This window comes from Actinomadura oligospora ATCC 43269 (assembly GCF_000518265.1).
GTDB lineage: Bacteria > Actinomycetota > Actinomycetes > Streptosporangiales > Streptosporangiaceae > Spirillospora > Spirillospora oligospora.
In genome coordinates, this window is sequence record NZ_JADG01000020.1 from 1 (window position 1) to 13642 (window position 13642).

General features: G+C 70.9%; 8 protein-coding genes. 6 read left to right on the plus strand and 2 right to left on the minus strand.

What is annotated here, in order from left to right; all coding sequences use genetic code 11:
• On the plus strand, positions 1-184 hold a 184-nt coding region (locus tag P696_RS0127805; protein ID WP_026411388.1), incomplete at its 5' end, for an IS5/IS1182 family transposase.
• 15 nt (positions 185-199) lie between these two features.
• Here the strand turns inward: P696_RS0127805 and P696_RS0127810 are convergent.
• Positions 200-766, minus strand: a complete 567-nt coding sequence (locus tag P696_RS0127810) for an SACE_7040 family transcriptional regulator (RefSeq protein WP_026414888.1) — start codon at positions 764-766, stop codon at positions 200-202.
• Between the two features lie 119 nt (positions 767-885).
• Between P696_RS0127810 and P696_RS0127815 the strand changes: the two genes are divergently transcribed.
• The 5 genes from P696_RS0127815 to P696_RS48585 are packed head-to-tail and all read left to right on the plus strand — an operon-like array spanning position 886 to position 9878.
• Entirely contained in the window at positions 886-2478 is a 1593-nt protein-coding gene (locus P696_RS0127815) for a carboxyl transferase domain-containing protein (RefSeq protein WP_026414889.1), read from the plus strand.
• Positions 2479-2486: 8 nt separating this feature from the next.
• The gene (locus tag P696_RS0127820; protein WP_026414890.1) at positions 2487-4436 is read left to right on the plus strand and encodes an acetyl/propionyl/methylcrotonyl-CoA carboxylase subunit alpha; all 1950 of its coding nucleotides are present in this window, start codon (positions 2487-2489) and stop codon (positions 4434-4436) included.
• A gap of 5 nt (positions 4437-4441) precedes the next feature.
• The gene (locus tag P696_RS0127825) at positions 4442-5362 is read left to right on the plus strand and encodes a hydroxymethylglutaryl-CoA lyase (protein ID WP_026414891.1); all 921 of its coding nucleotides are present in this window, start codon (positions 4442-4444) and stop codon (positions 5360-5362) included.
• A gap of 3 nt (positions 5363-5365) precedes the next feature.
• Entirely contained in the window at positions 5366-6517 is a 1152-nt protein-coding gene (locus tag P696_RS0127830; RefSeq protein WP_026414892.1) for an acyl-CoA dehydrogenase family protein, read from the plus strand.
• 49 nt (positions 6518-6566) lie between these two features.
• Positions 6567-9878 carry an NACHT domain-containing protein gene (locus P696_RS48585; RefSeq protein ID WP_051468260.1) on the plus strand — a complete coding sequence of 1104 codons (3312 nt, stop codon included), beginning with the start codon at positions 6567-6569 and terminating at the stop codon, positions 9876-9878.
• 101 nt (positions 9879-9979) lie between these two features.
• Here P696_RS48585 and P696_RS0127840 read toward each other — a convergent pair whose 3' ends face one another.
• Entirely contained in the window at positions 9980-13243 is a 3264-nt protein-coding gene (locus tag P696_RS0127840; RefSeq protein ID WP_034487325.1) for a S8 family serine peptidase, read from the minus strand.
• Positions 13244-13642 lie beyond the last annotated feature (399 nt).

Below are 13642 nucleotides of genomic sequence, written 5' to 3' on the forward strand. Positions count from 1 at the left end.
AGGCACCCGCGGCGGACGCCCACCCACCTTCGACCCGGCCCTCTACCGGCGCCGCAACGTCGTCGAACGCTGCATCGGCCGACTCAAGCAATGGCGAGGCATCGCCACCCGCTACGACAAACTCGCCCGCAACTACCAGGCAGCACTCACCCTGGTCAGCACACTCCTCTGGATCAACACATGATCCACCGGACAGGCCCTAGCAGCAGAGGGCTGCGCGGCCCATGGCGTGCAAGAGCTCGGCCATGGCCGGACGGGAGAGCCCGGTCGCGCTGTACGGGGTGGAGTTGAGCAGGCCGAAGCAGGCGTGGACGGCGGCCCGGATGCGGGGTTCCGGCTCGTCCGGGCGCAGGCGGCGCAGGACGGCGACCCACTCCTCGACGTAGGCGCGCTGGACGCGCCGGACCTGGTGGCGCTGCGGCTCGGGCACGTTGTCGAGCTCGCGCTCGTGCACGGTGATCAGCGCGGGGTTGTCGAGCGCGAAGGAGATGTGCCAGTCGAGCAGGGCGTCCAGGGCGGCGGACGCGTCGGACGCGGCGGCCCGGCGGACCCCCTCGTCGCGCAGCCGCTCGCTGATGTCGACGAGCATCTCGGCGAGGACGGCCTCCTTGCCGCGGAAGTGCCGGTAGAGGGCCGGTCCGGTGAGGCCCAGGGCGCCGCCGAGGTCGCCGATGGACGTGCCGTGGAAGCCGCGCCGCGCGAACAGGTCGGCGGCCGCCGCGAGGATCTCGGCCCTGCGGGGGCTGGCCTGGCGCGCGTCGGTCATGATGGGAGTGTAGACGAAGCTTGTTAACGACCGTTAACATCTGACTTGTTAATGAGCATTAACTGTCGACGAGGGCGGGTGATGACCGGGTGAGCGGGAGCGGAACCGGATCCGGGCCTGTGCTGGGCACGCGCGCCGATCCGGCGGGCGAGGCGTTCAAGGCCAACATCGCGCACAACGAGGCCCTGGCCGCCGAGCTGCGCGACCGGCTGGACGTCGCGGCGCGCGGCGGGCCGGAGCGGGCTCGCGAGCGGCACGTCAAGCGCGGCAAGCTGCTGCCCCGCGACCGGGTGGACACGCTGCTCGACCCGGGTTCGCCGTTCCTGGAGCTGTCGCCGCTCGCCGCGACCGGCATGTACGGGGACGACGCGCCGGGCGCGGGCATGATCACCGGCGTCGGTCGGATCTCCGGGCGCGAGTGCGTGGTCGTCGCCAACGACGCGACCGTCAAGGGCGGCACCTACTACCCGATGACGGTCAAGAAGCACCTGCGCGCGCAGGAGGTCGCCCTCCACAACCGCCTCCCGTGCGTGTACCTGGTCGACTCGGGCGGCGCGTTCCTGCCGAAGCAGGACGAGGTCTTCCCCGACCGCGAGCACTTCGGCCGCATCTTCTACAACCAGGCCACCATGTCCGGGCACGGCATCCCCCAGATCGCGGCGGTGCTCGGGTCCTGCACGGCGGGCGGCGCGTACGTCCCGGCGATGAGCGACGAGGCGGTGATCGTCCGGAACCAGGGGACGATCTTCCTCGGCGGCCCGCCGCTGGTGAAGGCCGCGACCGGCGAGGTCGTCACGGCCGAGGAGCTCGGCGGCGGCGAGCTGCACTCGCGGGTCTCCGGCGTGACCGACCACCTCGCCGAGAACGACGCGCACGCGCTGTCGATCGTCCGGAGCATCGTCGGCACGCTCGGCCCGCGCGAGGCGCGTCCCTGGACGAGCGCCGAGCCGGCCGAGCCGCTGTACTCCCCGGACGAGCTGTACGGCGTCGTCCCGCCGGACGCCCGCACCCCCTACGACGTGCGCGAGGTCATCGCCCGCGTGGTGGACGGCTCCCGGTTCCAGGAGTTCAAGAAGGAGTTCGGGACGACCCTGGTCACCGGGTTCGCCCACATCCACGGGCACCCGGTCGGGATCATCGCCAACAACGGCATCCTGTTCGCCGAGTCGGCGCAGAAGGGCGCGCACTTCATCGAGCTGTGCGACCGGCGCAGCATCCCGCTGGTGTTCCTGCAGAACATCACCGGGTTCATGGTCGGCCGCGAGTACGAGGCGGGCGGCATCGCCAAGCACGGCGCGAAGATGGTCACGGCCGTCTCGTGCGCGCGCGTGCCGAAGTTCACCGTCGTCATCGGCGGCTCGTTCGGCGCGGGCAACTACGCGATGTGCGGACGGGCGTACTCGCCCCGCTTCCTCTGGATGTGGCCGAACGCCCGGATCTCGGTCATGGGCGGCGAGCAGGCCGCGAGCGTGCTGGCGACCGTCCGGCGCGACCAGCTCGGCGACGCCTGGTCGGCCGAGGACGAAGAGGAGTTCAAGGCTCCGATCCGCGAGCAGTACGAGGACCAGGGCAACCCGTACTACTCCACGGCCCGGCTGTGGGACGACGGTGTCATCGACCCGCGCGACACGCGCCGCGTGCTGGGTCTCGCGCTGTCGGCCGCGGCGAACGCGCCGCTGGAGCCGGTCGGCTACGGCGTCTTCCGGATGTGAGGGACTTGATGTTCGAAAGCGTTCTGGTCGCCAACCGGGGTGAGATCGCCGTCCGGGTGTTCCGCACCGCGCGACGGCTCGGGCTGCGCACCGTCGCGGTCCACACGGCGGGCGACACCTTCCACACGGCTTACGCGGACGAGGCCGTCGAGATCCCGTCCTACCTGGACATCGAGGCCGTGCTCGACGCGGCGCGCACGAGCGGCGCGTCCGCGGTCCACCCGGGCTACGGGTTCCTCGCGGAGAACACCGCCTTCGCGCGCGCGTGCGAGGCCGCCGGCATCGCCTTCGTCGGGCCGCCCGCGTCCGCGATCGACGCGATGGGCGACAAGATCCGCGCGAAGCAGACCGTCGCGGCGGCGGGCGTCCCGGTCGTCCCCGGACGGAACGAACCGGGCCTGTCGGACGCGGAGCTGGAGGCCGCCGCGTTGGAGGTCGGCCTTCCGGTGCTGCTGAAGCCGTCCGCGGGCGGCGGCGGCAAGGGCATGCGGCTCGTCCGGACGGCCGAGGAGCTGCCGGAGGCGATCGCGTCCGCGCGGCGCGAGGCCCGCACGTCCTTCGGGGACGACACGCTGCTCGCCGAGCGGTTCATCGAGAACCCGCGGCACATCGAGATCCAGGTCTTCGCCGACGCGCACGGCAACGCCGTCCACCTGGGCGAACGCGAGTGCTCGCTGCAGCGCCGCCACCAGAAGATCATCGAGGAGGCGCCGTCGCCGCTGCTGACGCCCGACGCGCGGGCGCGCATGGGCGAGAGCGCGGTCGCGGCGGCCCGCGCGGTCGGTTACGTCGGCGCGGGCACGGTCGAGTACATCGTCTCGGCCGACCACCCCGACGAGTACTACTTCATGGAGATGAACACCCGACTCCAGGTCGAGCACCCGGTCACCGAGCTGGTCACCGGCCTTGACCTGGTCGAACTTCAGCTCCGTGCCGCCGCGGGCGAGCCGCTGCCGTTCGACCAGTCGGCCGTCGAGCTGAAGGGGCACGCCGTCGAGGCGCGCGTCTACGCCGAGGACCCGGCGCGCGGCTTCCTGCCGACCGGTGGTCGCGTCCTGGCGCTGTCGTCGGGTTCGGACGCCCGCGTCGACTCCGGCATCGAGGTCGGCACGGTCGTCGGCGGCTCGTTCGACCCGATGCTGTCCAAGGTCATCGCCTGGGCGCCCGACCGCGCCGCCGCGCTGACCCGCCTCGACCGGGCGCTCGGCGCGTACGACCTGCTGGGCGTCGGCACGAACGTGGCGTTCCTGAGGCGCCTGCTGACGGATCCGTCCGTCGCGTCCGGCGATCTGGACACCGGTCTGGTCGAGCGGTCCCTGGACGAGTTGACCGACGGCCTGCGCGACGTCCCGGCCGAGGTCCTGGCCGCCGCCGCGCTGGAGCGGATGCTCGCCTTGGAGCCCGAGAACCCTGACCCGTGGGCCATCCCGGACGGCTGGCGTCCCGGACGTCCGGCCTGGACGCCGTGGCTCATCACCCCGGCCGGATCCGATCCGGTCGAGGTGCGCGTCCAGGGGCGCGCGTCCGCCGCGCAGGTTTCGGTCGGCGAGGGCGAGCCCGTACGGGCGTCCCTCCGCGACGACGGTTCCGAGCTGGTTCTGACCTACGACGGCCGGACGACCCGTTTCTCGTGCGCGCGCGACAACAGCACCCTGTGGCTCGGACGCGGCGGACGGACCTGGGCGCTGGCCGAACACGAACGCGCCGAGAGCACCGGCGCGACCGCCGTCACCGGCGACGGCGTCCTGCGCAGCCCGATGCCCGGGACGGTCCTCGCCGTGAAGGCCGCCGAGGGCGACACGGTCGAGGAGGGCCAGCCGCTCGTCGTGGTCGAGGCGATGAAGATGGAGCACACCGTCACCGCGCCGCTCGCCGGAGTGGTGACGTCCCTGCCGGTCCGCACCGGGTCCCAGGTCGCCCTGGACGAGGTGCTGGCCGTGATCGAGTCGGAGGACTGAGGCAGATGCGCGTTCCGCTCGACGGGCTTCCCGAGCGCGTCACCGTCTACGAGGTCGGCCCGCGCGACGGGCTGCAGAACGAGAAGTCGATCGTCCCGGTCGACGTGAAGGCCGAGTTCATCACCCGGCTCGCCGATGCCGGGCTGACCACGATCGAGACCACCTCGTTCGTCCATCCCAAGTGGATCCCGCAGCTCGCCGACGCCGAGGAGCTGCTCGGTGCGCTGCCCCGCTCGCCGCTCAACCGGTACCCGGTGCTGGTGCCGAACGAGCGCGGGCTCGACCGGGCGCTCGCCAACGGCGTCACCGAGATCGCGATCTTCGGGTCGGCGACCGAGACGTTCGCCCGGCGCAACCTGAACCGCACGATCGACGAGTCCCTGGCGATGTTCGAGCCGGTCGTCCGGCGCGCCCGCGCCGAGGGCCTGTGGGTGCGCGCCTACGTGTCGATGGTCTGCGGCGACCCGTGGGAGGGCGACGTCCCGCTCGCTCAGGTCGCGTCCGTCGCGCGCCGCATGATGGACCTCGGCTGCTCCGCGCTGAGCCTCGGCGACACCATCGGCGTCGGCACACCCGGGCAGGTCACCGCGCTGATCGACGAGGTCGTCGGCGCGGGCATCCCGCTCGACCGGATCGGCGTCCACTTCCACGACACCTACGGGCAGGCCCTGGCGAACACGCTCGCCGCGCTCCGCGCCGGGGTGACCGTCGTGGACGCGTCGGCGGGCGGTCTCGGCGGCTGCCCGTACGCCGAGTCGGCCACCGGCAACCTCGCCACCGAGGACCTGGTCTGGATGCTCGACGGCCTCGGGATCGAGACCGGCGTCGACGTCCGCAAGCTCGCCGAAACGAGTCTCTGGATGGCCGGCCGGCTCGGCCGCCCGTCCCCGTCCCGCGTCGTCCAGGCGCTCGCGCCCAAGGAGTAACCGATGATCGACTTCACCCTCTCCGACGAGCAGGAGGAGCTGCGCCGCACCGTCGAGCGCTTCGCCCGCGAGACCGTCGCCCCCGTCATCGGCGACCTGTACGAGCGCGGCGAGTTCCCGTACGAGATCGTCGACGGGATGGGCAAGATGGGGCTGTTCGGCCTGCCGTTCCCGGAGGAGTACGGCGGCATGGGCGGCGACTACTTCACGCTCTGCCTCGCCCTGGAGGAGCTCGCGCGCGTCGACTCGTCCGTCGCGATCACCCTGGAGGCCGGGGTCTCGCTCGGCGCGATGCCGATCTACCGGTTCGGCTCGGAGGAGCAGAAGCGGGAGTGGCTGCCGAAGCTGGTGACGGCCGAGCGGCTCGCCGCGTTCGGCCTGACCGAGCCGGGCGGCGGCACGGACGTCCCCGGCGGCATGCGCACCACCGCCCGCCTGGACGGTGACCACTGGGTCATCAACGGTTCCAAGGCGTTCATCACCAACTCCGGCACCGACATCACCGCGTTCGTGACCGTCACGGCGTACACCGGCGAGAACGAGATCTCCACGATCATCGTCCCGAACGGCACGCCCGGCTTCACCGTCGGCCGCAAGTACTCCAAGGTCGGCTGGTCGGCCTCCGACACCCGCGAGCTGTCCTTCGACGACGTCCGCGTCCCGGCGGAGAACCTCGTCGGCGAGCGCGGCCGGGGTTACGCCCAGTTCCTCCGCATCCTGGACGAGGGCCGCATCGCCATCGCCGCGCTGTCGGTCGGTCTCGCCCAGGGCTGCGTGGACGAGTGCCTGCGCTACGTGCGCGAGCGCGAGGCGTTCGGCCGTGAGATCGGCCGGTACCAGGCGATGCAGTTCAAGATCGCCGACATGGAGATGCGCGCGCACACCGCCCGCCTCGCCTACTACGCCGCCGCGGCCAAGATGCTCAAGGGCGAGCCGTTCAAGAAGGAGGCCGCGATCGCCAAGCTCGTGGCGTCCAACGCGGCGATGGACAACTCGCGCGACGCCACCCAGATCTTCGGTGGCTACGGCTTCATGAACGAGTACGCGGTCGGCCGCTTCTACCGCGACGCGAAGATCCTGGAGGTCGGCGAGGGCACCAGCGAGGTGCAGCGCATGCTGATCGCCCGCGCCCTGGGGCTGCCCGCCTCCGCCTGACGAGCAAATCGCCCCACACCGGCCCAACTCGACGGGCGATACTGAGCGGATGTCCGTCGAGTTGGCCGCCGTGGGCGTCGGCAAGTCCGTAGCGAAACTCGTCCTCGGCCGCGTGCTCTCCGGCCGGACGTCCCGTCTGGACCGCTCGTCCGACCTGGTCGACCTCATCAGGGTCGGCTACGCGGACGAGCTGAGGCGCCGCAAGGCCGTCTCCCAGTTCGAGGACATCGCCACCGCGGTCGCCGACCGCCTCCTCAAGTTCTGCCGCGCCGAATACCGCGGCCTCACCGACAACGACCGCGAAGCGGTTCTGGCCCAGATCGTCCTCACCCTGGACAAGGCCGACCTCTCCGACGCGGCCTTCCTCGCGGACGACGCCGACCCGGTCAAACTGGCCCGCCGCCTGCGCCGATCCCTTCCCGCGCGCGAAGCATCCTTCCAACTGGGCGAAGCGGGCGGACGCCTCTACGAAGTCGCTCTGGACGAGTGCTGCGACTGCCTGGCCCGCGTCCTCACCCACCTCCCCCAGTTCGCACCCCGCGCCTCGGCCGAGTCTCTGTCCCGCCTCTCCGGCTTGGCCGAACAGGTCGAAACACTGCTGGCCCGCATGCCTGCCCGTTCCCTGACCGCCCCTGAGGGAATCGGCGAGGACGGCGAGTTCACCCGCCGCTACCTGTCGTCGCTAAGCGAAGGCCTCGACACGCTCGAATTGTTCGGCGTCCGCTTCGAACGGTTGAGCCGTCCTAGGACGAGCCTCAGCGTCGCCTACATCAGCCTCAACGTCTCCCAGGAGCACGAGAAGGCCCGGCAGCGGCAGGAACCCGTCCCGCGCTCCGAATGGCGCGAGGAACGCGCTGGCGGGACCGTCCGCATAGAGACCGTCCTCAAGGACCACCGCCTCCTCCTCGTGCGCGCGGAAGCGGGCGGCGGCAAAAGCACCCTCCTCCGCTGGCTCGCCATAGCCGCCGCCCGAGGCTCCTTCTCGGACGAACTGGCCGACTGGCGCGGCTTGGTCCCATTCCTCATCAAGCTCCGCAGCCATGCCGGTGGCAAGCTCCCGTCCCCCGAGGAGTTCCTGGACGACACCGCTGGCAACCTCGCCGGACTGATGCCACGCGGCTGGGTCCACCGCGTCCTGTCGTCCGGCCGCGCCCTGGTCCTGGTGGACGGCGTCGACGAGATCACGAACTCGCAGCGGCAAGCCGTCCGTGAGTGGGTGGGCCGCCTGGCGGGCGACTTCCCCGGCATCCGCGTCATCGTGACGTCCCGCCCCGCCGCCGCAGCCGCCGACTGGCTCCGGGCCGAAGGCTTCGGCACGGCCTTCCTGGAGCAACTCAGCCCGGCCGACCTGCGCGAACTCATCAGCCACTGGCACACGGCCGTCCGCGACTGCGCCGATCTGCCTTGCGAACCCGAACGCCTCCCCGGCTACGAATCCCGCCTCCTGGCCCGCTTCGAAGCGGCTCCCCACCTGCGCACCCTGGCGTCCACGCCGCTCCTGGCCGCGATGCTCTGCGCCCTGAACCTGGACCGCGAGTCCCTCCCCCGCGACCGCATGGGCCTCTACTCGGCCGCCCTGGACCTGCTCCTCGAGACCCGCGACGCCAAACGCGGCGTCCCCAGTGCCCAGACGGTGGCGCTGGAGAAGGACCAGAAGATCCGCATCCTCCGCGACCTGGCCTGGAGCCTGTCCACCAGCAACCGCGTGGAACTCCCGAAGCCCATGGTCGAACGCCTCATAGCCGACCGCCTGGCCGCGATGCCCAACGTCGGCGCGACCGCGCCCGACGTCCTGGACGCCCTCCTGCAACGCAGCGGAGTCCTCCGCGAGCCGGTCCCCGGACGGATCGACTTCGTCCACCGGACCGTCCAGGAGTACCTGACCGCGCAGCACGCGGCGGACATCGGCGACATCGACCTGCTCGTCCGCGAAGCCCACCGCGATCAGTGGCGCGAAACCGTCATCATGGCCGCGGGCCACGCCAACGAACCCCTCCGCCGCGACCTCATCACCGGCCTGCTGACCCGCATCGACACCGAACCCCGCCGGGCCCGCCGCCTGAAACTCCTCCTGATCGCCTGCCTGGAAACCCTCCCGTCCATCCCAGCCGACCAACGCCCAGCCTTCGACCGCGCCCTGAAAGACCTCGTCCCACCCCGAGACGAATCCGCCGCCCGCTCCCTCGCCACAGCCGGCGACCCCGTCCTGAACGCCCTCCCCGACTCCCTGAGCCCCCTCTCCCCGAAAGTCGCCCAGGCGACAGCCCAGGCGGCCTGGATGATCAACGGCCCGAAAGCGCTCGAGGTTCTGTCCCGCTATGCCCCGGACGCGCGCTTCGAGGTGTCGACCGAGCTGGCCAACGCGTGGAACTACTTCGATGACGCGGAGTTCGCGGACCGAATCGTCCGCTTCATGCCGTCCGCCGCCCTGCTCCGGGTGGACAGCGCCGATCGCCTGCGCGCGCTGCTCGCGCTCCCTCCCCGCGAGCAGTTGAACGTGTACCTGGACGACGCCTCGGAGCTCGACCTCCTCGCCCATCACCGGCTCTCGCTGACCTGGCTGCTGCTCTACGGCCCCAGGCCCACGGCCATCGATCCGAGACGCCTGCCCGAGATGCCCAACCTCACACGACTCACCCTGGGCGCGACGATCGAGGTCAGATCCGTCGAGTTCCTTGATCTGATGCCAGCGGTGCGGGACCTGCGACTGTGGAACTGCGTCCCCCTTGAGGACTTCTCCCCGCTTCAGCGGTTCGAGCCCATGCGCACGCTCGTGCTGCACAATGCGCAACGTCTGTCCAGCGCGGGCCAACTCCCCTCGCTCGCCAAGACCGAGGTCCTGGGCTTGGGCAACCTCAAGTCCAGGGAGGTTCTATGCCACGCCCTCAGCAGTGCGCCCAACCTCGAAACGCTCTACCTCCCGGCCCTTCCCTGGGCCGACGTTCCGGCCTTGGTCCCCGACCTCCCCCTCGACTACCTCGAGCTTGACGGCTGCGAGCAGATCCAGGACTTCTCCCCGCTCGCCCGTTTGAAGCAACTCACGCAACTGAGCCTGTCCGACACCCAGGTCAGCGATCTCGACTGGGCCCGCGGCCTCGACGCCCTTGAGATCATCCACCTCAGTCGATGCCCCGACCTCGGCGACCTGTCTCCACTGGCTCACCTGCCGCGCCTCCGCGAGCTTTATCTCCTCGGCAACACGGACCAGCCCCTCGACCTGACGCCCTTCGCCTCGACCCGCGGCCTGAACATCTACGTCACCGTCGGGCAGGCACTCATCGGCGAAGCCCCGTTGGGGCGTCGTCTGAAGAGGCTGAACGCGCCGGTGAGCGCGCCGATGCCTGCCGGCCTCTGGATATGAAAGCTCCCGTTTCGCCCCTTCAGGGCTGAACGGATGCGCCGCTCGCCTGTGTCGCGCCGGGCGGGCGGCCGCGGTGGTCTCCGCAGCCGCCCGCTTTCAGATCAGCTGAGGCCGTAGGCGCGGATGACCGTCTGCTTCAGTGAGGTTCCCTCGTCGTTGGACACGTTGATGCGGAGCGAGACGTAGCCGTCGGGGCTGGACGGGTGGGTCAGGGACGCCGTCCAGCGGTCGTCGCCGGTCGCCGTCACCTTGGCGGGTTGCCAGGTCTTGCCGTCGTCGTAGGACGCCTCGACGGTGGCGTGGGTGAGGCGCGGCGGCGAGGCGGGTGTGCTCAGACGCCCATCCGTGATGCGCAGGGCCAGCTCGAACGGGAGTCCGGCCGGGGCTCGGTTCTTCTGGTCGAAGGCTCCGTCGACGCGTGCGGCGAACATGGGCGGCTCCTCCATGGTCGCCAGGGTCGGGGTGTAGGGGAACGTCCACTCGGTCTCGGAGTGGGTGCCGAGGGCCGTCCAGGACGCGTTGCGATCAGCGGTCGAGCGGACGGTGTAACGCCCCTCGCCGGACGGTGTGGTCACCCGGACGCTGTCGGAGTCCGCCGCACCCAGCAGCTCACCGTTGCGCCACACCTCGGTCTTCGCGGTCATCGGACCGCTCAGCATGGTCCGGGCGTCGGACGACACGAGGGGATAGGCGTTGAACACCATCGGCTCGTCCTTGAATTTGCGGATCCCACCGCCGACCGAGCCCAGCGCGGCGACGTTCCAGTGAAAGGCCGTGCGGCCCGGCCTGTCCGTGGACGGCGCGGTCCCGATGTTCCAGAACTGGTCGCCGTTCACTGTCCCGCTCAGCCAGCGAGACCAGCTGAGACCGGGGGACGCGGTGTAGAGCTCGGTCCTCCGTCCGGGCATCGGGACGGAGGACGTGCCGTAGCCCGCTCCGAAGATGACACCCGGCACCTTCGCGAAGGTCTCGCGCAGGCCGGTGAGCGGACGGTCGGAGTGGTACACCGAGTCCACCGCCGCGAGCTGCGCGTCCGCGACCCGGTAGTCCAGGTCGTCAGGAATCCGGTGATCGACCAGGCGTTGCAGGTGATACGCCCGAGGCCCCTTGGGCTCGGCCAGGTTCGCCACGTGATAGAAGCCGTACTGACGTCCGGCGACCGCCGCGGTGGGCACCGCGGAGAAGCCGCCCGTGCCTTCGGAGGTCACTCCGAACGCCTGCTGGACGCCCGCGACCGTCTCGGTGACGCCGATCTCGTCATAGCCCGAGCGCACGGCCGTCCGGCTGTCCACCTGGACCGCGATCCGCTTGGCCCGGCGGGCGTCGGCGGTGATCGCCACATCGCGGTCACCCACGATCACCTCAGGATAGGAGAACAACGCCTGGTCCTCGTTCCCGGTGGGAACCACTGCATTCACCGAGTACCGTCCGGCGGGCACTCGCGCCACCACGCCGTTACCGCTGTAGTAGTTCTCAACCGGTTCACCCGTGGCCAGGTTGGTCAGGGCCATCCACGGCAGCGTCTCCACGGTTGTCCCGGCCGGGTTTCCGTTGCGGTCGATCCCGGCCAGCCGGATCTCGTGCGACGGAGCCTCACGGACACCGCCGACGGCCAGGTGCAGCACTTCCTCGCCCCCGCGCGTGGCCGTCAGGCCGCCGCCGTACCGGCCCACGACGCCCTTGCCAGGATCGGTGGAGACCGTGGCTTCAGCGGTGCCACCGGCAGGGACATCCAGTGCGGCAGGACTGACGGTGAACATCCCCGAAGGCGCGGCCTCACTGTCCGGGCCGGTCACCTTCAGCGCCAGGTCCAAGCGAACAGGCGCGTCGCCCTCGTTGCGGAACTGAACCTTCCGGTTCCCGGCCGCCCGCGTCAGGTCGAACGAGAGGCTGCCCTGATCGGCGAAGACCCGGGCCGCCGCGGCCCGGCCCACGTCGATCCGGCCGGTCCCCTGGGCGAACACGGAGACATCGCTCTTCGGCTTGGCCGTCGTCATCAGTGCAGCCTTGACCTGGGCGGCCGTCCATCCAGGGTGCTCCTGGAAGAGGAGGGCGGCGGCCCCCGCCGTGTGCGGAGCAGCCATCGAGGTCCCGCTCGCCGTCGTGTAGCGGTCGTTCACCGGTTCGCCCATGGAGGTGCCCGCGGCCCGTGCCGCGGTGATGTCGACCCCCGGAGCGATGACGTCGGGCTTGATCGCCCCGTCGCCGACGCGCGGCCCCCGACTCGAGAACTCGGCGACGGCGTCGTCCGCGTCGGCGGCCCCGACGGTCAGCGCCGCATCGGCGATCCCGGGAGCCGACACCGCCCGATCCGCCCCGTCGTTCCCGGCGGCGACGACGAACAGCGTGCCGGTGCTCGCCGTGAGCGTGTTCGCTGCCGCCGACAGCGGATCGGTGCCGTCGCTGGGGAGCCACGCGCCGACGCTCATGTTCACCACGCGGACGTGCTGCTGCGCGATCCAGTCCATCCCCGCGATCACGGACGAGATGCTGCCCGTGGCATGGTCGTCCAGCACCTTGCCGACGACCAGCCGGGCATCCGGCGCGACGCCCCGGTACTTCGTATCGGCGACGCCGTCCCCGGTGATGGTCGAGGCCACGTGGGTTCCGTGCCCGTTGCCGTCACGGACGTTCCCGGCGCCGGTGAAGTCGCGCTCCGCGACCACGGCCCCGGCCAGGTCCGGATGGGTCGCGTCGATGCCGGTGTCGAGAATGCCCACCGTGACGTCCTTGCCGGTGTATCCGGCCTGCCACGCCGCCGGCGCGCCGATCCGGGGGACGCTCTTGTCGAGCGTCGCGCGCACCTTGCCGTCCAGCCACACGTGGCCGATCCCCGGGGCCAGCGTCCTCTTACCGCCCGTCAGGGACGCCCACACCGACGCCGCCTTGTCCTTACGGGCGGTGAGCGCCGTCCCGTTCAGCGCCGCGAGCGGCCGGACACCGCTCACCCCGGCCGGAGCCACGGCCCGCTCCTTGGACGTCCCGCCGACGATCAGCGGGATCTCCTTCCGGTCCGCGTCCCCGTACCCGTCCTTCAGCAGCCGGGTCACGTTGAACAGCGCGGGGTCGACCCGGCCCGCCATCACCATCGGGGCGACATCGGACGGGACGACCGTCAGCTCCCCTGCCCGGGCCTTCCGGTAGAAGGCGATGTTCTCCCGCCCCGCGCCGGCCTCCGCCCGGACGAGCTGTTTCCCGTCCGGACCGGTCACGACGTGCACGCGGTCGCCCGTCACCAGGGTCAGGACGGAGTCCCGCCCTCCCGCGCCCTTCGCCTCGTCGGCGAACGCCGCCGCACCTCCGCCGGGCGGCACGACCGCCGCCCCCATCACGAGTGCGACCGCACCCTTGGCCCATCGCCTCATCGGCCGGGCTCCTCTCTGATCGTCGATCACCAGGAAGTGGTGCGAGATCGACGGATGTTTCAGAGGAGATCGGAGATTTCGGAAGAGGCCGGATCGACCACGCTCCGCGAGCGCACGGGCACCTTGCGAGACGGTGAGGGTGTGGTGTAGCGAAGGTCACATTCACCTGGGAACTCCAGGACCTCCCAGGACGCGGCGAGCTGCCGGAAGTGTCGTAGGTCGCTGGAATACTCCGTGAACCTGCCGGGTTTAATGGTTCGCGAAAGTGTCAGTGACTGCACTATTTTGGCGCGGTCGATCCCCGGACCACCCCGTGTCCGTTCACGCTGCCCGTGCGCGCGGGCCCAACGATTGGAAGATTCTCTTGACCGCTCCCGCGTCTCCCCGGACGACGGACGG

Excerpts from the sequence above, each read along its gene's own strand:
- P696_RS48585 (WP_051468260.1), top strand. The coding sequence starts at position 6,567 with ATGTCCGTCGAGTTGGCCGCCGTGGGCGTCGGCAAGTCCGTAGCGAAA.
- P696_RS0127820 (WP_026414890.1), top strand. The coding sequence starts at position 2,487 with ATGTTCGAAAGCGTTCTGGTCGCCAACCGGGGTGAGATCGCCGTCCGG.
- P696_RS0127810 (WP_026414888.1), bottom strand. The coding sequence starts at position 766 with ATGACCGACGCGCGCCAGGCCAGCCCCCGCAGGGCCGAGATCCTCGCG.
- P696_RS0127830 (WP_026414892.1), top strand. The coding sequence starts at position 5,366 with ATGATCGACTTCACCCTCTCCGACGAGCAGGAGGAGCTGCGCCGCACC.
- P696_RS0127840 (WP_034487325.1), bottom strand. The coding sequence starts at position 13,243 with ATGAGGCGATGGGCCAAGGGTGCGGTCGCACTCGTGATGGGGGCGGCG.
- P696_RS0127825 (WP_026414891.1), top strand. The coding sequence starts at position 4,442 with ATGCGCGTTCCGCTCGACGGGCTTCCCGAGCGCGTCACCGTCTACGAG.